This window comes from Citrobacter sp. Ct235, from assembly GCF_030332305.1.
GTDB classification, from domain to species: domain Bacteria; phylum Pseudomonadota; class Gammaproteobacteria; order Enterobacterales; family Enterobacteriaceae; genus Citrobacter_A; species Citrobacter_A telavivensis.
In genome coordinates this window covers 51,120-71,264 of sequence record NZ_JAOWIC010000045.1, presented here as the reverse complement: position 1 = coordinate 71,264, position 20,145 = coordinate 51,120, and the positions used below count along the sequence as shown (strand labels likewise).

Genomic DNA, 20,145 nt, shown 5'->3' with positions numbered 1-20,145 from the left:
GCTTGCAGGTTGATAAAACGAGTTTCACTCCGCTGTATAAGCAGTTGTTTTATATCATCTGCCAGCAGATCCAGAACGGCACCCTGCCGCTGGGGAGTCAGTTGCCTACGCAAAAAGCGATCGCGCAAACCTACAACGTGTCGCTGATCGTCGTGAAGCAGGCGTGGAGTGAGTTAATCAACGCCGGTGTGATTACCTCCCAGCGCGGAAGCGGTTCTGTGGTGAGCGCGGTGCCGGAAGGCGTCAGCTATGGCCATACCTTTCGCGGGATCACCAGCGATCTGCGTGATGCCAGCGTGGCGGTTGAGAACCGCATTCTGGAGATCGCCACACGCCGGGCGCGCGACGCGCAGGAAGATGGTTTAAGCCTGCCGACCCACCATCACTATCTCTATATTTCTCGGGTGCGATACCTGAATAATCGCCCGTTTAACCACGAGAAAATTTATCTCGATCTCTCCTTCTTCCCGGGGTTAACGCTGACGGCGGATGAACTGGCCCATACCTCGCTTTATCACCTGTTGAATGTCAAAAGCGACTCGGCCATCGAAAAGGTCGATGCCATTCTGCCCAGTCCCGATCTCTGCGAGAAGCTACAGATTGCTGAGAACAAACCGCTCCTTTCCGTGGCGCGCCAGACATTTATGGCGGGGGAAGAGCACCCCTTTGAGTATTGCCGCTACTATGTGCTGTCTGACTACTTTGGCGAAATCCATTATCACTAACCCTCTGCTTTTTTAGGGGAAGACGCGCGTTTACAGAAGGGAGATGCCCCCGTATTCTTGTTGAAAAAAACAACAGGAGACAGGCATGTCGCTCTGGTTTTCACACCCTCTGTTTCTGCCCTCGCTGGTGGTGGTGGTCACCATCCTGCTCTGGGCGACCTCGCTATTGCCGGAATTTATCACCGCGCTGCTGTTTTTCACCGTGGCGATGGTGGCGAAAATCGCCCCACCGGACGTCATCTTTGGCGGTTTTGCCTCGTCGGCGTTCTGGCTGGTATTCAGCGGCTTCGTGCTGGGCGTGGCGATCCGCAAAACCGGACTGGCAGACAGGGCGGCAAGAGCGCTGTCCTCACGGCTAACGGAATCCTGGCCGCTGATGGTCTCAAGCGTGGTACTGCTGAGCTATGCGCTGGCGTTTGTGATGCCCTCCAATATGGGACGAATCGCGCTGCTAATGCCCGTCGTTGCCGCGATGGCGAAACGTGCCGGGATCCTCGATGGCACTCGCGCGTGGTATGGACTGGCGCTTGCCGTGGGCTTTGGCACCTTCCAGCTCTCCGCCACTATTCTGCCTGCCAACGTACCGAACCTTGTGATGAGCGGGGCGGCGGAAGGGTCGTACGGTATTCACCTGAACTATTTGCCTTACCTGCTGCTGCATACGCCGGTATTAGGCTGGCTGAAAGGCGGGTTGTTGATTGCGCTGATCTGCGGGCTGTTCCCCGGGAAACCCCATGCGCCGCGTGAATTAACGCCGCCGGAACCGATGAGCCGCGACGAAAAACGACTGGCCTGGATGCTGGCAGTAGTGCTGGTGATGTGGGTCAGCGAAAGCTGGCATGGCATTGGCCCGGCATGGACTGGACTGGCGGCGGCGGTCATCACCCTGTTACCGCGCGTCGGGTTTATCAACGGAGAGGAGTTTTCCACGGGGGTTAACATCCGCACCTGCATTTATGTTGCCGGTATTCTTGGACTGGCGAGCGTGGTGACGCAAACCGGCATTGGCGATGCGGTCGGTGAGGCGCTGCTGCATGTGATGCCGCTGGACCCGGAGAAACCGTTCACCAGTTTTCTCGCCCTGACCGGCATCACCACCGCGCTTAACTTTATCATGACCGCTAACGGCGTTCCGGCGCTGTATACCACCCTGGCGCAGAGCTTTTCTGAGGCAACGCAATTCCCACTGCTGTCGGTGATTATGATTCAGGTGCTGGGCTACTCAACGCCGCTGTTGCCGTATCAGGCATCGCCTATTGTGGTGGCGATGGCGCTGGGAAGAGTACCGGCGAGAGCCGGGATGTTGCTGTGCCTGGTGCTGGCGGTGGCGACGTATCTGGTCCTGCTGCCACTGGACTATGCGTGGTTTAATCTATTAGGCAAATTGTAGTGTTAATTACCTGATAATTTTGGTTTTGTGAGAGGGCGGTGAGTTTTACCGGCACGAATGACGGTTAATATCGAAACGCATACTTATGCGCAGGATACTCAAGGATTGATCCATGGACAGATTGACCCCTATTCGCTGCTGGCCCGCCATTATCTCGATTGTTATCACACTGACTATCTGGTTTATCATCCCATGTCCTGCGGACGTGACGCCACAGGCGTGGCATCTGCTGGCGCTGTTTATCGGCACTATTGCGGCCATTATCGGTAAAGCCATGCCCATTGGGGCGATTGCCGTTGTGGCTATCATGCTGGTGGCAATGACCGGCGTGACGAATCCCGGTAAGCCAGCTGCGGCGCTTAACGATGCGCTGAGCGGTTTTTCCAACCAACTGATCTGGCTGATTGGTTTATCGATCATGCTGTCGCAAAGCCTGCTGAAAACAGGACTCGGCGCGCGCATCGGTTACGGATTTATTGCGTTGTTTGGTAAGCGAACCTTAGGTATCGCGTGGGCATTAACGCTCGCAGAAACGCTGATTGCCCCCGTCACCCCAAGCAACACGGCGCGCGGTGGCGGTATTATCCACCCGGTAATGCGGGCCATCGCCGACAGCCTCGGGTCGCAGCCTGGCAACAGTGAAAATGGCTCAACGGGTCGCTATCTGGCGCTGGTGAATTACAACATTAACCCCATCAGTTCGGCGATGTTCATCACCGCAACCGCTCCTAACCCTCTCATTGTCACCTTTTTGACTCAGGGGACGGACGGGGTACTGACTATGACCTGGGGGATGTGGGCCATTGCGGCGCTCCTTCCGGCGGTGGTCTCGCTGCTGGTGATGCCCATCGTCATCTGGTGGCTCTATCCACCCGCCATTACCCGCACGCCTAACGCGCCGCAGTTCGCCCGGCAAAAGCTGGATCTTCTCGGCCCGCTGTCGCTGGCAGAGAAAATCACGCTGGCGGTATTCATTTTGCTGCTCTGTCTGTGGGCTGGCGTTCCTGCGATGATCATGGGCAGCGGCTGGACCGTGAACCCCACTAGCGCGGCGCTGATCGGCTTATCGATTCTGTTGGTGACGGGGGTCTTAAACTGGGAGGACATCCTTAAGTGTCGCGGTGCCTGGGATACCATTGTCTGGTTTGCCGCGCTGGTGATGATGGCGGATTTCCTCAGTAAACTGGGACTGGTCGGCTGGCTGGCGACGAGTGTGGGGACGGCAATCAATCATCTTGGCGTTCACTGGAGTATCGCGACGCTGCTGTTGATCCTGCTTTACGTCTATTCTCACTACTTTTTCGCCAGCACCACGGCGCATATCACGGCCATGTTCTCCGCCTTCTTCATCGCGGGGTTAGGTCTGGGCGCACCACCGGCTCTGCTGGGGCTGATGCTCGGTTTCTCCTCCTCGCTGATGATGTCGCTCACCCACTATGGCACGGGCACCGCGCCGATTATTTTTGGCTCTGGCTACGCCACGCTGGCGGAATGGTGGAAGACGGGGCTGGTGATGAGTGTGGTGAACCTGACTATCTGGGCGGTAACCGGGGCTTTCTGGTGGCACTGGCTGGGATACTGGTAATACGGAGATAAGTCGGGGGGAGAGGCTCCCCCCGGCTACACAACTTAAGCCTGTTTTGCTGCTTCAGCCGCTTTCACGATCACCGCGAAAGCATCAGCTTTCAGGGAAGCACCGCCAACCAGCGCGCCGTCGATGTCCGGCTGAGTGAACAGTTCTGCCGCATTGGCTGCGTTTACGGAACCGCCGTACTGGATGATGACCTGCTCAGCAATTTTCGCGTCTGCTTTGGCAATGTGGTCACGGATGAATTTGTGAACAGCCTGTGCCTGCGCTGGCGTTGCGGATTTGCCAGTGCCGATCGCCCAAACGGGTTCGTAAGCGATAACGACGCCTTCGAATGCCGCAGCACCCTGGGTTTTCAGAACGGCGTCGATCTGACGTGCGCACACTTCTTCTGTTTTGCCCGCTTCGTTTTCAGCTTCGGTTTCACCGATGCACAGAACCGGCGTCAGACCCTGCTCTTTCAGCACGGCGAATTTTTTCGCGATCAGTTCGTCAGACTCTTTGTGGTAAGTACGACGCTCAGAGTGGCCGATGATGATGTACTGCGCGCCGATGTCTTTCAGCATTTCAGCGCTTGTTTCACCGGTAAATGCGCCGGACAGGTTCAGGTCAACGTTCTGTGCGCCCAGGAGGATGTGGCTACCGGCCGCAGCGTGTTTTGCCAGGTCGATGTACATTTCCGGCGGCGCGATCGCTACCGCGCAGCCTGCGACGCCAGCCAGCTCTGTACGCAGGTTAGCAATCAGTTCGTTTACCATGTGGCGGCTGCCGTTCAGTTTCCAGTTACCCATCACTAAAGGATGTCGCATTTCTATTCTCCACGCTTTGTCAGCGAATTAAGGAAGATGGCCGCCCCTCAGGGCAGCATGGTCTGTGAAACAGTATAGAGATCACTCCCCGGAAAGGCTTTGCTTTTTATCATCTCCCCGTCATTCTCCGCGTTACAGGTGCGTTGGCTATACTCGCTCACCCCAGTCACTTACTGATGTAAGCTCCTGGGGATTCGTTGCGTCGCCGCGTTATTCGGCCTGAAGGCCTCACCCCTACGGGGCCAGCGCAAGCGCTGTTCAAACCTGCATAGCCTGTTTGTCCTGAAACGTGAATAATTTAGGGGGAATTGGACTCGTCCAGGTTTTCAGATAACGCCAGCTTAATCGGTTCAACTGCGAAGGTCAGCCCCTTTTCGCCGTTATCTGCGACAACATAGCGAATTGCGCCTTCGGTCTCTGCGTAATAGCGCTTATTTTTCCCAGCGGTAAGCAGCTTTTGCAGCTTTTTCTGGCTCTGCTCTTTGGTTAGCAAGGGGGCAACGGTGCGGATCACCGCCGCCATATACTCCAGCGCTTTGGCTTTTGCCGCTTTCTGTTCCGGCCCCTGAATCGGCAGCCAGGTTATCTGCATACTCTTGATCTTCAACGTCCCGCGCTCAAGGGCGGTCGAAGCATAGAGATTTTCATTAATTTTGCTGGCCGCACGGGTGAGGTTGGCTTTGTCACGACTGCTGTCGATCGCGCGGAATTCGTTTAAGGTAAGCTTCGGATTTTGCGTATTAAAGTTTTCGCGAAACTGGCTGATGGAAAGATCAAACGTGGGGGCTCCGGCGAGCAAATACGGTGCGGTGGTGGCTGTCAATGGCTCAGCCGCCAGCGCCGGGGTGCTGGAGAATATCGCAGAAAACAATAATAAAAACAGTGAACATCCTGGCTTCATCAATCTTACCTTTCGTTATGACTGTTCACGATTAAAACGATAACCGTCTGGCTTGTCAAAAGGGTAAACTGTCGAAGATAGTCATTTTAAAGGAACAGGCATGACCTTACAGCAGTGGTTATTCTCATTTAAAGGGCGTATCGGACGCCGTGATTTCTGGATCTGGATTGCGCTGTGGATTGTCAGCATGGTGGTTCTGTTTTCGCTCGAGAGTCAAAAATTACTCCCCGATCAGATAGCCCCCTTTGCGCTTGTGTGTCTGCTCTGGCCGACGGCGGCAGTTACGGTGAAACGTCTGCACGATCGTGGGCGTTCAGGGCTGTGGGCGTTATTGATTATTCTTGCCTGGATGCTGTTAGCCGGCAACTGGGCCATTCTTCCGGGGATGTGGCAATGGGGGGTCGGACGCTTTGTGCCGACGCTGATCCTCATTATGACGATTATCGATCTGGGGGCGTTTGTCGGCACCCTGGGCGAAAATAAATACGGCAAAGACACCCAGGATGTGAAGTTCAGGTAAAGTGCAGGCCGGATAAGGCGAGGCGCCTGTCCGGCAACGTGCTTACCAGTAGTGCTCTGCGGTCATGTGGCCCGGTCGGCGGCGCAAATGTTTAGTCATTTGCCGTGTCTCTTTCAGCAACTGCTGCGTGTCGCGAACCATCTGCGGATTCCCGCACAGCATCACATGGCTGGTCTCTTTATCCATCACTAAGCCTACCGCTTTTTCCAGTTCACCACTTTCAATCAGCGCCGGAACGCGACCGGTCAGTGAACCTGCGACCGTCTCACGGCTTACCACCGTCTGGATCCGCAGTTTGCCTTCGTAGCGCGTTTGCAGCGCCTGCATCAGCGGCAGGTAGCTTAAATCAGCGGCGTAACGTGCGGCATGGACCAGCACCAGGTTTTTGAAGCGATCGAGATCTTTACCCAACTGCAGAATCGATAAATAGGGGCCGATGGCGGTGCCGGTTGCCAGCATCCACAGCGTGTCGCAGTCAGGCACTTCATCCAGCACAAAGAAACCAGCGGCTTCGCTCACTACCTGCACCTCATCGCCGGGCTTCAGTGCTGCCAGACGCGGGCTCAGCTTACCGTCAGGTACGGTGACCAGGTAAAACTCCAGATTGGGATTATCAGGGGCATTCACATACGAGTAAGCGCGCTGGACGCGCTCGCCGTCAATCTCAAGACCGAGCTTGGTAAATTGACCTGCGGTGAAGGGATGAACGGGGGCGTGAACGGTCAGACTAAACAGGGCATCGGTCCAGTTCTGTACCTTTGTGACTTTGCCTGTTACCCAATCTGCCATGGTTTTCTCCTGTACGGGTCTCGTTCCCTTATCTTCGTTTGTTGGCAGAAAGATTTCCAGCCCGAAGGGGGCTGGAAGGCTCTAATGAACAAATTCGTTAAAGGATATGTGTCTGCACGTCCGGGTCTTTGCGATCGAGGTAGTGAATCGACTGAATCCGGCGGATGGTGCGTGATTTTCCGCGGATCAGCAGCGTTTCGGTGGTCGCGATATTACCTTTACGACTAATCCCTTCCAGCAGATCGCCTTTAGTAATGCCGGTTGCAGAGAAGATGACGTTGTCGCTGCGCGCCATCTCATCCAGACGCAGCGCTTTACCGGCCTCGATGCCCATTGCTTTACAGCGCGCCAGCTCCTGTTCGCCGATGCGGCGGTTCTCTTCGCTATCGCCTTTAACATCATGACGCGCCAGCAGACGGCCCTGCATGTCGCCATCCAGCGCGCGGATCACCGCAGCGGACACTACGCCTTCCGGCGCGCCGCCAATTCCGTACAGCACATCCACTTCACTGTCCGGCATACAGGTCAGGATGGAAGCGGCAACATCGCCATCAGGGATCGCGAATACACGTACGCCCAGCGTCGCCATCTCTGCGATCACCTCATCATGGCGCGGTTTCGCCAGAATCGTCACCGTCAGTTCGCTCAGCGGTTTGCCCAGCGCGTTAGCGACATTGCGCAGGTTCTCTTCCAGCGGCAGATTGAGATCGATGCTGCCCTTTGCACCCGGCCCGACAATCAGCTTTTCCATGTACATATCCGGCGCGTTCAGGAAGCAGCCCTTGTCACCGACGGCCAGAACGGCCAGCGCGTTGGCCTGGCCCATTGCCGTCATTCGCGTACCTTCGATGGGATCGACGGCAATATCCACCGCGTCGCCGCGACCGGTACCGACTTTCTCACCAATGTAGAGCATTGGCGCTTCGTCGATCTCGCCTTCACCAATCACGATGGTTCCGTCAATGTTGACCTGGTTTAGCATAATGCGCATGGCGTTAACCGCCGCACCGTCGGCGGTGTTTTTGTCACCGCGTCCCAACCATTTATAGCCAGCCAGCGCCGCCGCTTCGGTTACGCGGGAAAATTCGATGGCAAGTTCTCGTCTCATAGCAAACTCGTAGCAAAAAGGAATGGCGCGAAGTGTAGCACAGGGGAGGGGAGGGAATTATTGATATCAGAGGGTGAGTGTGCGGGGTTGCCCCCCGCACACGTAATACAATCCGTAGGCCGGATAAGACGCGTTCGCGTCGTCATCCGGCAATTCACGATTACTCTTCGTGATCTTCCCACGCCAGCGCGCGTTTGACCGCTTTCTTCCAGCCGCTGTAACGGTAGTTACGCTCGGTGGTTTCAATGCCAGGGCGGAATTCACGTTCGATAACCGCTTTCTCCTGCAGCTCATCAAGGTTCTGCCAGAAACCAACCGCCAGACCGGCTAGGTAGGCTGCACCCAGCGCCGTCACTTCACGCACTTCCGGACGCTCAACGCGCGTGCCGAGAATGTCAGACTGGAACTGCATCAGGAAGTTGTTGGCAACCGCGCCGCCGTCCACGCGAAGAGCGTGCAGGCGAATGCCGGAGTCTGCCTGCATCGCTTCCAGCACGTCGCGAGTCTGGTAGGCAATCGATTCCAGCGTTGCGCGAATGATGTGGTTGGAATTCACGCCACGGGTCAAACCGAAGATCGCCCCACGCGCATACGGGTCCCAGTAAGGCGCACCCAGACCCGTAAAGGCCGGCACCACGTACACGCCGTTGGTGTCCTTCACTTTGGTCGCGAAATACTCGGAATCGAAGGCGTCGCTGATGAGCTTCATTTCATCACGCAGCCATTGAATGGAGGCGCCCGCCATAAACACGGCGCCTTCCAGCGCGTAGTTTACTTCTCCGGTCGGGCCACAGGCGATGGTGGTCAGCAGGCCGTTCTCGGACTTCACCGCTTTCTCGCCGGTATTCATCAGCATAAAGCAGCCGGTGCCGTAAGTGTTTTTCGCCATCCCTTCCTTCACACACAGCTGGCCGAACAGCGCCGCCTGCTGGTCACCGGCGATGCCGGAGATAGGAATACGCGTGCCGCCTTTACCGCCAATGTTGGTCTGACCGTAGACTTCAGAAGAACGACGGACTTCCGGCAGCATGGCACGTGGAATATCCAGCGCATCCAGCATCTTGTCGTCCCAGTCCAGCGTGTGGATGTTGAACAGCATAGTACGTGAGGCGTTGGTGTAATCCGTCACGTGTACGCGTCCCTGCGTCATTTTCCAGATAAGCCAGGTATCAACGGTACCGAACAGCAGTTCGCCGCGACGTGCGCGCTCACGGGAGCCTTCAACGTGGTCGAGGATCCACTTCACTTTGGTGCCGGAAAAATACGGGTCAATGACCAGCCCGGTGTTATTGCGGACGTATTCTTCCATGCCATCGCGCTTCAGGCGCTCGCAGATCTCCGCGGTCCGACGACACTGCCAGACAATCGCGTTATAGATAGGTTTACCGGTTTCACGTTCCCAGACGATGGTCGTTTCACGCTGGTTAGTAATCCCGATAGCTGCAATCTGATCGGAACTGATGTCCGCTTTGGCCAGCACTTCCACCAGAGTAGAGCTCTGTGTTGCCCAGATTTCCATCGGGTCGTGTTCTACCCAGCCTGCTTTCGGGTAGATCTGCTCAAACTCGCGCTGTGAAACGCTCACTATATTGGCATCATGATCCATCACGACGGCGCGGGAGCTGGTGGTTCCCTGGTCGAGCGCAACGATATACTTTTTCTCAGTCATAATTATTTGTCCCGTAGTCACATTACAGCGAAGCTTTTTGTTGTGAAGTGGTCGTGGTTTCCTTCTCTTCCACGGCACAGGTATCGCACGGTAAATGGCGACCGATCAGCTTGCGATAGGCGAAAGCGCCCAAAATAGCGCCAACGATGGGGCCAAACAGCGGCACCAGGAAGTAAGGAATATCTTTGCCACCGGTGAAGGCGACATTACCCCAGCCCGCGAGCCAGGCGAACGCTTTCGGACCAATGTCACGCGCCGGGTTCATCGCAAACCCGGTCAGTGGGCCCATGGATGCGCCGATAACCGCAATCAGTAAACCAATCAACAATGGAGCCAGCGGGCCACGCGGTACACCGTTACCGTCATCAGTCAGCGCCAGGATAAGCCCCATCAGGATAGCGGTAATCACCATTTCAACCGCGAAGGCCTGCACAAAATTGATATGTGGGTTGGGATACGTTGAGAAAGTGCCGGCCAGATCAACACTCTCAATGCTGCCACGTACAATGTGGTGCGTCTGTTCGAAGTCGGCGAAAAGATTGTAGTAAAGCCCGTAAACTAACGCCGCTGCGCAAAAGGCACCGGCAAATTGAGAAAGGATAAAAGGAACAACTTTGCGCTTGTCGAAACACGCAAACAGCCACAATGCAATCGTGACTGCCGGGTTGAGATGTGCGCCAGACACACCTGCGGTCAGGTAGATAGCCATGGCTACCCCCAGTCCCCAGATAACGCTGATTTCCCACTGTCCAAAAGACGCACCCGCGACTTTAAGCGCAGCGACACACCCCACACCGAAGAAAATCAACAACCCGGTACCGAGGAATTCAGCAATGCACTGGCCTTTTAAGGTTGATGTTTGACTCATAATCGGATCCTGAAGAGTTTAATGTTTATTGTATGCGAGGAGGTCACTGACGTCCGCGATGCCCTGTAGGCACACTGTTAATTTATCGTTAACGAGCAAAAACGAGAAATATCGAACTTAAAATGTGTGTGCTCCGTCAATAAAATGAGCGTTTTCGCGCCATAAAGCGCGTTTTGTTATACAAAAACAGTGTGAGCTGAATCATTTCATTAACCAAAGTATTAACACTTAAGGGTTAGGGGGTTATTGTCTGTAAGAGTCGACTGAAAAGTGTTGCAAACCGCAATCAGCGCGGGATGCTGCTGGACAGCGAGGACGGGGCTTCATACAATCGGCACTATATATTGTGCGCGTTCACGTGAAGCGTCGCCTTGCAATTCAGGAGAGTATGACCATGTCTTTAGAAGTGTTTGAGAAACTGGAAGCAAAAGTACAGCAGGCGATTGATACCATCACCTTGTTGCAGATGGAAATTGAAGAGCTGAAAGAGAAGAACAACTCGCTGTCACAGGAAGTGCAATCTGCACAGCATGGCCGCGAAGAGCTCGAGCGCGAAAACCAGTCTCTGAGAGAACAACAGAATGGCTGGCAGGATCGTCTGCAGGCGCTGTTGGGCCGCATGGAAGAAGTCTAATCCTCGTCATATTTCACGTTATGGCGGCGTTGGCTGCGCGTATTCACCCCAGTCACATGGTTATCTATGCTCCTGGGGATTCATGCGCTTGCCGCCTTGCCCTAACGCGAAATCTTTAGCGGATTGCGGTAAGTCATGTAGGCCGGATAAGGCGCAAGCCGTCATCCGGCAATATCATAGCGTTACCGCGATACAACGTTAGTTTCAGGCATTCAACCCCCCATCCACGTCCAGACCCGTGCCGGAAATCTGCCCAGCCGCTGGGCTTGCCAGAAACGTCACCGCCGCTGCAACATCCTCCGGTGTACCGTAATGCCCTGTCGCAATAAGCTGTCGTTGGGAGTCCGCCTGTTCGCCATCTGCTGGGTTCATATCACTGTCCGTTGGGCCGGGATGGACAAGGTTGACGGTAATACCCCGCGGGCCGAGATCACGAGCCAGGCCACGGGTTAGCGAGTTGAGCGCTGATTTAGTCATCGCGTAGACAGCAATCCCTGGCTGGGCGACACGGTTGGCAAGGCAACTGCCAATATTGATAATCCGCCCACCTTCAGGGAGATGCGGCAACGCGGCCTGTATGGCTACCACCACGCCACGGATATTCACGTTAATCAACGCGTCGATGTCTTCCAGTGACAGCGACTCCAGCGGGCCACCGCGTGCGATCCCTGCGTTGTTGACCAGAATATCTAATCCTCCTAGTGACTGTATCGTGTGATTTACGGCGTTCTGAATAGCCTGAGCGTTTGCACTGTTTGCCTGAATAGCCTCGCCATGGCGGCCGAGTTCTGTAATTTCATTGGCAACGGCCTGAGCTTTCTCCGCAGATTTTTCATAGGTTATAACAACATCAGCACCGGCTTTCGCCAGCGACAGTGCAATAGCGCGCCCTAATCCACGACTGGCTCCGGTGACCAGCGCTTTTTTACCTGTCAGATCGATATGCATGATGACTCCGTGACGAGAGTGATGAGATTCATCATTAGGTATAGAGAGAGTTTTTTCTTCGTCAATGCGCTGAATGGGGGAATCGAAAGGGTGAAGTGACAAAAAAGAGGATCTGGAGATGTCCAGAATCGAAGTAAATTGCCAGTCAGTTGTTTAACCGACTGGCATTACACCGAATGGCGGTATTTTCTTTACTCGATATCGAGTGGGTCTTCGGAGAGGATGATTCCCGTATTGTCAGCGTACAGATGGTCGCCGGAGAAGAACGTCACGCCGCCGAAATTGACGCGGACATCGCTTTCCCCAATCCCTTCACCTGCTGCACCTACCGGAATCGCGGCAATCGCCTGAATGCCGATGTCCAGCTCTTCCAGATCGTCTACCTGACGCACTGCGCCGTAGATGACCAGCCCTTCCCATTCATTCTGTACCGCCAGACGCGCCAGTTCGGCGTCGACCAGCGCACGACGGACAGAACCGCCGCCATCGACCAGCAGAATGCGTCCACGACCATTTTGTTCGAGCAGATCATACAGCAACCCGTTGTCCTCGAAACATTTCACCGTGACGATTTGTCCGCCAAACGACGACCGTCCTCCAAAGTTAGAGAACAGCGGTTCCACGACGTTGACATCTTCTTGATAGATGTCACAAAGCTCGGAAGTATCGTATTTCATAGGCTTAACGTTCAGTTGCAGCGAGAATTTTTAGTATATCGCGCTATGTGTACTGTTGGCAAAATCATCAATTGTTAATTGATATTTGTCAGTTATCTTGCCCACTGACTTAAGAAAATCCCGACGACAAACAGCAGGTTAGTCAGCAACGCGGCTTTTACCGTACGTTCGAGCATCGGACGCATCGCCGCCGGTTCCATCTGGCGCATAACGTAACGCGCCTGTTTTACCAGTACCGGTGCGGCCAACAGGAACAGCCAACCCCACGGACTTTGCAGCGAAAGCAGGTTAAACAGCGCCAGGCAGACCAGCGTCCCCATCAGCAGACAGGCATGGTAACGACGGGCATTGACGGCACCGAGGCGAACGACCAGCGTATTCTTGCCGTTTTCCCGGTCGCTGTTGATATCGCGTAGGTTATTGATGTTAAGCACGGCAGTGGCCAGCAGACCACAGGCGGTTGCCGGAAGAATGAGCGCCGGGATCAGCGTATGCGCCTGCAGATACCAACTGCCCATCACGCTCAGCCAGCCAAAGAAGACCAGCACGGAAATATCACCCAGGCCGATGTAGCCATAGGGACGATTGCCCACGGTATAGGTGATGGCGGCAATAATCGACAGCACGCCAAGCACCAGGAAACCGACAAAATCCGCCGGCGTGCGGCACGCCACGGCAACCAGCGACAAACCGGACAAACAAATGAGTACGACGGTGATGATCAGTGCGCGCTTCATCTCCTGTTGGGTGATCACCCCTTTTTGCATCCCACGCAGCGGTCCGAGGCGGTCCGGCTTGTCGCTGCCCTTAACGGCATCGCCATAATCGTTGGCGAGATTTGACAGGATTTGCAGAAGCCCTGCCGTAATGAGTGCCAGCAGGGCGACCAGCGGATCAAAGTATCCCTGCCACCATGCCAGGGCCGTACCGACGATGATCGCCGCGAAGGCGAGCGGTAGGGTCTTGGGTCGTAAGCTTTCCAGCCAGGCCTGGGAGCGGCTAATTTGTTGTTGTTCAGTCATATTTAGCGCCAATAAAAATGGGGCCTTTCAGCCCCATCAACAGTGATGAAAATGCAGTGAACGCGATTATAGGATAAAACGGCTCAGATCTTCATCTGCGACCAGCGCATCCAGATGTTTGCTCACATAATCCGCATCAATTGTTATGCTTTGACCATTCAAATCGCTCGCATCATAGGAAATATCTTCCATCAGGCGCTCCAGAACGGTGTGCAGACGACGGGCACCGATGTTTTCGGTGGTCTCGTTAACCTGCCATGCCGCTTCAGCAATTTTCTTGATACCGGATTCAGTAAACTCAATGTTGACGCCTTCAGTCGCCATCAGTGCTTTGTACTGCACGGTGACAGAGGCATTAGGCTCCGTCAGAATGCGTTCAAAGTCGCTGGTGGTCAGCGCCTGCAGTTCCACGCGAATCGGCAGACGACCCTGCAGTTCCGGGATCAGGTCAGACGGCTTCGCCACCTGGAACGCCCCAGAGGCGATAAACAGAATGTGGTCGGTTTTGACCATCCCGTGCTTGGTGGAGACGGTGCAGCCTTCAACCAGCGGTAGCAGGTCGCGCTGTACGCCTTCACGGGACACGTCCGGGCCGGAGGATTCGCCGCGCTTACAGATTTTGTCGATTTCGTCGATAAACACGATCCCGTGCTGCTCAACAGCGTCGATCGCTTCCTGTTTCAGCTCTTCCGGATTCACCAGTTTGGCCGCTTCTTCTTCAATCAGCAGCTTCATCGCGTCTTTGATTTTCAGCTTACGCGCTTTCTGCTTCTGCCCGCCCAGGTTCTGGAACATGGACTGCAACTGGCTGGTCATCTCTTCCATTCCCGGAGGCGCCATGATTTCTACGCCCATCGGTGCAGCGGCGAGATCGATCTCGATTTCTTTATCGTCGAGCTGGCCTTCGCGCAGTTTTTTACGGAATGCCTGACGCGCAGCAGACGGTTCAGACTGCTGTTCCGCCTGGCCCCAGTTATTTTTAGCCGGTGGGATCAGCACATCAAGAATGCGCTCTTCTGCCATCTCTTCTGCACGATAGCGATTTTTCTCGATCGCCTGGACGCGAACCATTTTGATGGCGGCATCGGTCAGATCGCGGATGATAGAGTCAACTTCTTTACCGACATAACCTACTTCGGTGAATTTTGTCGCTTCTACTTTGATGAACGGCGCGTTGGCAAGCTTTGCCAGACGACGGGCAATTTCGGTTTTACCGACACCGGTGGGGCCAATCATCAGAATGTTTTTCGGTGTGACTTCATGGCGCAGCTCTTCGTCGAGCTGCATGCGGCGCCAGCGGTTACGCAGTGCAATCGCCACGGAACGCTTGGCGTTATCCTGGCCGATGATATGCTTGTTCAGTTCGCTGACGATTTCGCGTGGGGTCATTTCAGACATGGGAGATCCTTACGCTTTAGACGGTAATTCTTCAATGGTATGGAAATGGTTGGTGTAAATGCAGATATCACCTGCAATATCCAACGCTTTTTCAGCAATGTCGCGAGCGCCGAGCTCGGTGTTTTCCAGCAGAGCACGTGCCGCAGCCTGGGCGTAGGGACCGCCGGAGCCGATGGCAATCAGATCGTTTTCCGGCTGCACGACGTCACCGTTACCGGTGATGATAAGGGAGGCGTTTTCATCTGCGACCGCTAACAGCGCTTCAAGTTTGCGTAGCATCCTGTCGGTACGCCAGTCTTTCGCCAGCTCAACGGCGGCTTTGACCAGATGTCCCTGATGCATTTCCAGCTTGCGCTCAAACAGTTCAAACAGCGTGAACGCATCCGCCGTACCTCCCGCAAAGCCAGCAATGACTTTGTCGTTGTACAGACGACGTACTTTTTTCACGTTGCCTTTCATTACGGTGTTACCCAGTGTGGCCTGACCATCACCGGCGATAACCACATGGCCGTTACGGCGTACGCTTACTATTGTTGTCACGAGCAGACCCCTTGGTTACAAATACAGAATACAAGCCCCGCACGGTGTACGGGGCGTAATGCAAGTATAGATGGGGGGGATTTTGGGGGTTTCAACCCCCGGAGGCGAGTCGAATACAGTTTGTGTGACCCGCCATCTTCAGGCGGCTAATCGTGCTGTCGGCATTCTCTTTACCTTTCACCGGCCCGATGACCACGCGATTCCAGCCATTGTTGGTGGTGATTTTGGAGTCAAAGCCTTCGAAAGCCAGCTGTGCACGCACGGTTTCTGCCTGTTCAGCGCCTTTAAACGAACCGCACTGCACCATCCAGCGACGTTCGTCTTTCTTCTCCGCGGTCGGCTTCGGTGCTTCTGGCACGCGCTCAACCGGAGCGGCAGGTTGTGTTTTCGGCGCAGATGCCGCTGTGTGCGCAGGGGTCTGCAGCAGATCCTGATACGGCTGTGACGTTGCCGCAGGTTTCTGCGGCTGCGTAACAGGCTTCGACGGTTGCTGTACCGGTGCCGTTTGCGCTGTGCGCGTTTGTGTCTGCGGCTGCGTACGCGGCTGTTGAACCGGTGGCGTGCTGTTCCACTGCTGCTGCTGTTGCTCAACCTGACGTTGTTGAGCCTGGCGCTGCAACGTTTGCTGACGCTGTGCCGGTGTCTGCTCGTTCCACGGTACTTCGTTGAGTTGCGTTGGCTGCTGGCGCATATCGGCCTGCATTTGCGCAAGCAACTGGCGCTGTTCGTTGGTCAGTTGATCCGGCTTCATCACTTCACCGCCTGCAGACGGTTCTGTCGGCGCACGTACGCCCGGCTGGCGGCTTTCCAGCTCTTTAATATAGCGCCAACGCTCTTCCGGCTTCGGCGGCAGCCCGTTACCGGTCACTTTCTGACCCTGCAACGTTTCGGATTCTTCTTTCTTATGATGCGTAATGAAGTACAAACCACCGATAAAGGCCACAAGAACGGCGGCGGCAATGGCGACCATTGCGGGCGATACCGCAGACGTGTTGCGTTGCTTTTTCCGTGAGGTGCTCTTTTTGCGCCGCGAAGGTGCCGGTTGGCCGCGACGTACATAATCTCGTTGTGCCACTATCGTTTCGCTGTATTGATTTGTTCGTCAGCCCGCCATGTTACTTAAGCGGCGGGCCTTTGACCAGACACCGTGTCTGAAAGGTTTACGTTAAGGCACGCGTGGTACCCCGAAGGATCAGTTCACAGTCCATCAAACGCGAGCCGCTGTTGACATTTTGTCCATGAATTTGGTCAAGCAGCAACAGCATCGCTTCACGACCAATTTCGAAACGCGGTTGCGCAACGGTGGTCAGCGGCGGATCGCAAAATTCCGCCAGGGCGATGTTGTCGAAACCAATAATCGACAGGTCATCCGGAACTTTGATGCCCTGACGTTTGGCCCATGAGAGGGCGCCGAGCGCCATGACATCACTATGACAGAATACCGCTGTCGGCGGTTGCGGCAATTCGAACAACTGCCTGAGCGCATTGCCGCCAGCTTCGAAGGTGAAATCTCCGCGAGCGATATAGTGCGGGTCCACCGTCACACCGCAACGGCGCAGCGCTTGCACGTAACCCTGCAAGCGGTAATGACATAGCGGCATCTCTTCCGGCCCGGCAATGCAGCCAATGCGCTGATGTCCCAGTTCATGCAGATAGTTCACGGCATTGAAGGCAGCGGTCAGGTTGTCGATATGGACGGTGGGCAACTCCAGCTCCGGCGCAAACTCGTTCGCCATCACCATCGGCGGCAGATTGCGCTGCTCTTCAATACTGGCGTCAAACGGCAGACGAGAGCCCAACAACAACATGCCATCAATTTGCTTGGTGATGATCAGATTGACGAAGGTTTTTTCCTGCTGGTTCTGGTGCGCGCAATCGCCGATCAACACCAGATAGCCATGACTGGCGGCGGTGACCTCGATCCCACGGATCAGTTCGCTAAAGAAGGGATCGCAAATATCCGGGACAATCACCAGGATCGTTCGCGATTCATTACGTTTAACATTGCGACCCGTCGCCTGCGGTAAATACCCCACTTCTACAGCTGCCTGTTCAACCCGGTTTCGGGTGGACTGAGAGACTTTATCGGGGTTCATTAGCGCGCGGGACACCGTTGCCGTTGAGACTTTCGCCTTCATGGCAACATCTTTCATTGTAGCGGCAGCGGCCTGCTTATTCGGTTTCACTCTTTCTCCTCGCCTGGGTAATCCGGCGCAGCACAATCCCTGTTGAATTCACATCAAAAACATTTTTATCAGATAGCGAATGGAAACGGTTACAGAATTTTCATAAAAAGTGTGATGGATGTTGAATTTTACGATCCGCCTCGCATCTGAGGGGGCTATCCCTCGATGGGATCGACATCCAGCACCCATTTCACCTTGCGCGACTCCGGTAACGTATTGATGAGTGCCAGCGTGCCACTCACGATATGCTGCAAACGAATCCGTGACGGATGCTGCAATAAAATCTGCCAGCGATAGCGTCCGCCGCGCTTCGGCGCCAGCGCCGGTACCGGGCCTAAAATCCAGAGCTTATCGTCAGCCAGCGGACTGGCCTGAATCAGATTACGCAGTTGCTGCAAAAACAGCGGCGCCTGCTGATTATGGTGATCTTCTGCGCGCACAATGACGTGATTGGTCCACGGTGGCAGTTGCAGAGTTTGCCGTTCCGCCAGCGCTTGTTCAGCGAATGCGTCATAGCCCTTATGCAACAGAGTCTGTAGCAGCGGATGTTCCGGATGGTGGGTCTGCAAAATCACTTCTCCCTGTTTGCCAGCGCGTCCTGCGCGCCCGGAAACCTGCGTATAAAGTTGGGCAAAGCGTTCTGCTGAGCGGAAATCTGCCGAGAACAGCGCGCCGTCCACATCCAGCAGCGCAACCAGCGTCACGTCAGGGAAGTGGTGACCTTTTGCCAGCATCTGGGTGCCGATCAGGATCCTTGCGCCACCGCGATGCACTTGTGCCAGATGCTGCTCAAGCGACCCTTTGCGGCTGGTGGTATCGCGGTCAATGCGGGAAATCGGCACGCCGGGAAAGAAGGGAGCCAGCGCTTGTTCAAGCTGCTCAGTGCCTAATCCGACCGGTACCATATGCGTCGATCCACAGGAAGGACACTGACGTGGCACCGGACGCTGGCTGTCGCAGTGATGACAGCGCAAATGGTGCTGTGCCTGATGCAGGGTGTAGTAGTGATCGCAACGCGGGCACTCCGCAATCCAGCCGCAGTCGTGGCAAAGCAGCGCAGGCGCAAAGCCCCGGCGATTGAGAAATAAGATCACCTGGTTGTCAGCCTGTAAATGCTGGCGCATACGGGCGATCAGCGCCGGTGCCAGACCGGCTTGCACCTGCTGACCTTTTAAATCCAGCACGTGCTGAGTCGCGGGGCGCGCGTTTCCGGCGCGGCGCGTCAGGCGCAGCATCCGGTATTTTTTCTGCCGCACGTTACACAGCGTTTCCAGTGCCGGAGTTGCCGAACCGAGGATTATCGGAATGCGTTCGCTATGGGCGCGCCAGACCGCCAGATCGCGGGCATGATAGCGCCAGCCTTCCTGCTGTTTATAGGAACTGTCGTGTTCTTCATCGATAACGATCACGCCAAGATTTTTAAACGGCGTAAATAAGGAGGAGCGCGTGCCAATGACGATCGCCGCTTCGCCGTTTTTGGCCTTCAACCAGGCAGAAAGGCGCTCGCTGTCATTGAGGCCGGAATGCAGCACTTCCACCGGCGCGTTGAACCGTTCGCGAAAACGGGCGATGGTTTGCGGCGTCAGACCAATTTCCGGCACCATCACCAGCGCCTGCTTACCCTGTGCCAGAACGTTTTCCAGTACGCTCAGATAAACTTCGGTTTTACCTGACCCCGTCACCCCGGCCAGCAGCCAGGCGGAGAAACAGTCTGACGCGCTGTGAATTGCGCCAACGGCGGTGGCCTGTTCGGTGTTCAGTCGCAGACGTTCGCCGCAAACCGCGTAGTGCGTGCGCCAGTCGCTAAAACCTGGGGTTTCGCTCGCCAGTTCACACAAGCCTTTTTTACGCAGAGCCTGAAGCGCGGCATCGTTGAACTCAAGGTCGGCGACCCGATCGCGCCAGATTTTCCCCTGTCGCAACGCGGCCAGCGCCTGCTGCTGTTTGGGGGAACGTTTCAGGCTATTAAGATCAACGGCCTGGCCCTCTTCGGTGGCAAACCAGTACCACATTGGCGTGTTGGTAGCAGGTTTCCCCTGACGCAGCAGGATGGGCAGGGCATGGAACAGCACGTCGCCAATGGGATGATGATAATAATCTGCCGCCCAGATCAGCAGACGCCAGACGGAGGTCGAAAAGAGCGGCTCATCATCCAGCACATCAACGACAGCTTTCAGTTCATTCAGCGGCAGCTCGCTTTTGTCGCTAACCGAGACGACGATCCCGACGCGCTCCTGCTGTTTGCCAAACGGTACGCGCACGCGACACCCTGCTTTGACATTCATGCCTTCCGGCAGAAGATAGTCAAAGGTGCGAGGGAGCGGAACGGGTAAGGCAACGTGCGCTACGGGCATAAATCATCCTGACTTGAAA

19 protein-coding genes are annotated in these 20,145 nt (G+C 55.4%); 5 read left to right on the top strand and 14 right to left on the bottom strand.

Annotated features, from left to right (window positions below):
* Positions 1 to 2: 2 nt before the first annotated feature.
* From OGY35_RS12150 to OGY35_RS12140, 3 genes are all read left to right on the top strand, one after another.
* On the top strand, positions 3 to 725 hold the full coding sequence (locus OGY35_RS12150) for a GntR family transcriptional regulator (RefSeq protein WP_152401212.1): 723 nt from the start codon (positions 3 to 5) through the stop codon (positions 723 to 725).
* 85 nt (positions 726 to 810) lie between these two features.
* Positions 811 to 2,115: an SLC13 family permease gene (locus tag OGY35_RS12145; protein WP_152401214.1), complete on the top strand. Its 1,305-nt coding sequence runs from the start codon at positions 811 to 813 to the stop codon at positions 2,113 to 2,115.
* Positions 2,116 to 2,227: 112 nt separating this feature from the next.
* Entirely contained in the window at positions 2,228 to 3,700 is a 1,473-nt protein-coding gene (locus OGY35_RS12140; RefSeq protein WP_152401216.1) for a DASS family sodium-coupled anion symporter, read from the top strand.
* 44 nt (positions 3,701 to 3,744) lie between these two features.
* Here OGY35_RS12140 and tpiA read toward each other — a convergent pair whose 3' ends face one another.
* Together tpiA and OGY35_RS12130 are read right to left on the bottom strand one after the other, a co-directional pair.
* Positions 3,745 to 4,512 carry a triose-phosphate isomerase gene (gene tpiA / locus OGY35_RS12135; RefSeq protein ID WP_046493417.1) on the bottom strand — a complete coding sequence of 256 codons (768 nt, stop codon included), beginning with the start codon at positions 4,510 to 4,512 and terminating at the stop codon, positions 3,745 to 3,747.
* Positions 4,513 to 4,810: 298 nt separating this feature from the next.
* Positions 4,811 to 5,413, bottom strand: a complete 603-nt coding sequence (locus tag OGY35_RS12130) for a YiiQ family protein (RefSeq protein WP_286632383.1) — start codon at positions 5,411 to 5,413, stop codon at positions 4,811 to 4,813.
* Positions 5,414 to 5,513: 100 nt separating this feature from the next.
* Here OGY35_RS12130 and OGY35_RS12125 point away from each other — a divergent pair, with 100 nt between their 5' ends.
* A complete protein-coding gene (locus tag OGY35_RS12125; RefSeq protein ID WP_286632382.1) occupies positions 5,514 to 5,933 on the top strand; it encodes a DUF805 domain-containing protein in 420 nt (139 codons plus the stop codon).
* A 42-nt stretch (positions 5,934 to 5,975) separates the two neighbouring features.
* On the opposite strand, the gene fpr is transcribed toward OGY35_RS12125, so the two are convergent.
* The 4 genes from fpr to glpF form a co-directional block, all read right to left on the bottom strand.
* Positions 5,976 to 6,722: a ferredoxin--NADP(+) reductase gene (gene fpr / locus OGY35_RS12120; RefSeq protein WP_152401222.1), complete on the bottom strand. Its 747-nt coding sequence runs from the start codon at positions 6,720 to 6,722 to the stop codon at positions 5,976 to 5,978.
* Positions 6,723 to 6,819: 97 nt separating this feature from the next.
* Positions 6,820 to 7,830 carry a class II fructose-bisphosphatase gene (glpX, locus tag OGY35_RS12115; protein WP_152401223.1) on the bottom strand — a complete coding sequence of 337 codons (1,011 nt, stop codon included), beginning with the start codon at positions 7,828 to 7,830 and terminating at the stop codon, positions 6,820 to 6,822.
* 160 nt (positions 7,831 to 7,990) lie between these two features.
* Positions 7,991 to 9,499 (bottom strand): glycerol kinase GlpK, encoded by a 1,509-nt coding sequence (gene glpK, locus OGY35_RS12110; RefSeq protein ID WP_152401226.1) that lies wholly within the window; start codon positions 9,497 to 9,499, stop codon positions 7,991 to 7,993.
* A 22-nt stretch (positions 9,500 to 9,521) separates the two neighbouring features.
* On the bottom strand, positions 9,522 to 10,367 hold the full coding sequence (gene glpF, locus OGY35_RS12105; protein WP_042325574.1) for a glycerol uptake facilitator protein GlpF: 846 nt from the start codon (positions 10,365 to 10,367) through the stop codon (positions 9,522 to 9,524).
* Positions 10,368 to 10,755: 388 nt separating this feature from the next.
* On the opposite strand from glpF, the gene zapB reads away from it, so the two are divergent.
* A complete protein-coding gene (zapB, locus tag OGY35_RS12100; protein WP_152401228.1) occupies positions 10,756 to 11,001 on the top strand; it encodes a septal ring assembly protein ZapB in 246 nt (81 codons plus the stop codon).
* 204 nt (positions 11,002 to 11,205) lie between these two features.
* On the opposite strand, the gene OGY35_RS12095 is transcribed toward zapB, so the two are convergent.
* From OGY35_RS12095 to priA, 8 genes are all read right to left on the bottom strand, one after another.
* Complete coding sequence (locus tag OGY35_RS12095) at positions 11,206 to 11,949, bottom strand: SDR family NAD(P)-dependent oxidoreductase (RefSeq protein WP_286632381.1); 744 nt, start codon at positions 11,947 to 11,949, stop codon at positions 11,206 to 11,208.
* Between the two features lie 191 nt (positions 11,950 to 12,140).
* The gene (gene rraA, locus OGY35_RS12090; protein WP_042998924.1) at positions 12,141 to 12,626 is read right to left on the bottom strand and encodes a ribonuclease E activity regulator RraA; all 486 of its coding nucleotides are present in this window, start codon (positions 12,624 to 12,626) and stop codon (positions 12,141 to 12,143) included.
* A gap of 92 nt (positions 12,627 to 12,718) precedes the next feature.
* Positions 12,719 to 13,648 (bottom strand): 1,4-dihydroxy-2-naphthoate polyprenyltransferase, encoded by a 930-nt coding sequence (menA, locus tag OGY35_RS12085; protein WP_152401231.1) that lies wholly within the window; start codon positions 13,646 to 13,648, stop codon positions 12,719 to 12,721.
* Positions 13,649 to 13,714: 66 nt separating this feature from the next.
* Positions 13,715 to 15,046 carry an ATP-dependent protease ATPase subunit HslU gene (gene hslU / locus OGY35_RS12080; RefSeq protein ID WP_042325582.1) on the bottom strand — a complete coding sequence of 444 codons (1,332 nt, stop codon included), beginning with the start codon at positions 15,044 to 15,046 and terminating at the stop codon, positions 13,715 to 13,717.
* Between the two features lie 9 nt (positions 15,047 to 15,055).
* Positions 15,056 to 15,586 carry an ATP-dependent protease subunit HslV gene (hslV, locus tag OGY35_RS12075; protein WP_046493441.1) on the bottom strand — a complete coding sequence of 177 codons (531 nt, stop codon included), beginning with the start codon at positions 15,584 to 15,586 and terminating at the stop codon, positions 15,056 to 15,058.
* A 91-nt stretch (positions 15,587 to 15,677) separates the two neighbouring features.
* On the bottom strand, positions 15,678 to 16,661 hold the full coding sequence (gene ftsN / locus OGY35_RS12070; protein ID WP_178828108.1) for a cell division protein FtsN: 984 nt from the start codon (positions 16,659 to 16,661) through the stop codon (positions 15,678 to 15,680).
* Between the two features lie 85 nt (positions 16,662 to 16,746).
* Positions 16,747 to 17,772 (bottom strand): DNA-binding transcriptional regulator CytR, encoded by a 1,026-nt coding sequence (cytR, locus tag OGY35_RS12065; protein WP_178828110.1) that lies wholly within the window; start codon positions 17,770 to 17,772, stop codon positions 16,747 to 16,749.
* A 155-nt stretch (positions 17,773 to 17,927) separates the two neighbouring features.
* Complete coding sequence (gene priA / locus OGY35_RS12060) at positions 17,928 to 20,126, bottom strand: primosomal protein N' (RefSeq protein WP_286632380.1); 2,199 nt, start codon at positions 20,124 to 20,126, stop codon at positions 17,928 to 17,930.
* Positions 20,127 to 20,145: the final 19 nt, after the last annotated feature.

Coding starts and splice junctions, on each gene's coding strand:
- OGY35_RS12145 (WP_152401214.1), top strand. CDS start 811: ATGTCGCTCTGGTTTTCACACCCTCTGTTTCTGCCCTCGCTGGTGGTG.
- glpX (WP_152401223.1), bottom strand. CDS start 7,830: ATGAGACGAGAACTTGCCATCGAATTTTCCCGCGTAACCGAAGCGGCG.
- OGY35_RS12125 (WP_286632382.1), top strand. CDS start 5,514: ATGACCTTACAGCAGTGGTTATTCTCATTTAAAGGGCGTATCGGACGC.
- hslU (WP_042325582.1), bottom strand. CDS start 15,046: ATGTCTGAAATGACCCCACGCGAAATCGTCAGCGAACTGAACAAGCAT.
- rraA (WP_042998924.1), bottom strand. CDS start 12,626: ATGAAATACGATACTTCCGAGCTTTGTGACATCTATCAAGAAGATGTC.
- tpiA (WP_046493417.1), bottom strand. CDS start 4,512: ATGCGACATCCTTTAGTGATGGGTAACTGGAAACTGAACGGCAGCCGC.
- OGY35_RS12140 (WP_152401216.1), top strand. CDS start 2,228: ATGGACAGATTGACCCCTATTCGCTGCTGGCCCGCCATTATCTCGATT.
- OGY35_RS12095 (WP_286632381.1), bottom strand. CDS start 11,949: ATGCATATCGATCTGACAGGTAAAAAAGCGCTGGTCACCGGAGCCAGT.
- OGY35_RS12130 (WP_286632383.1), bottom strand. CDS start 5,413: ATGAAGCCAGGATGTTCACTGTTTTTATTATTGTTTTCTGCGATATTC.
- zapB (WP_152401228.1), top strand. CDS start 10,756: ATGACCATGTCTTTAGAAGTGTTTGAGAAACTGGAAGCAAAAGTACAG.
- glpF (WP_042325574.1), bottom strand. CDS start 10,367: ATGAGTCAAACATCAACCTTAAAAGGCCAGTGCATTGCTGAATTCCTC.
- fpr (WP_152401222.1), bottom strand. CDS start 6,722: ATGGCAGATTGGGTAACAGGCAAAGTCACAAAGGTACAGAACTGGACC.
- glpK (WP_152401226.1), bottom strand. CDS start 9,499: ATGACTGAGAAAAAGTATATCGTTGCGCTCGACCAGGGAACCACCAGC.
- priA (WP_286632380.1), bottom strand. CDS start 20,126: ATGCCCGTAGCGCACGTTGCCTTACCCGTTCCGCTCCCTCGCACCTTT.
- menA (WP_152401231.1), bottom strand. CDS start 13,648: ATGACTGAACAACAACAAATTAGCCGCTCCCAGGCCTGGCTGGAAAGC.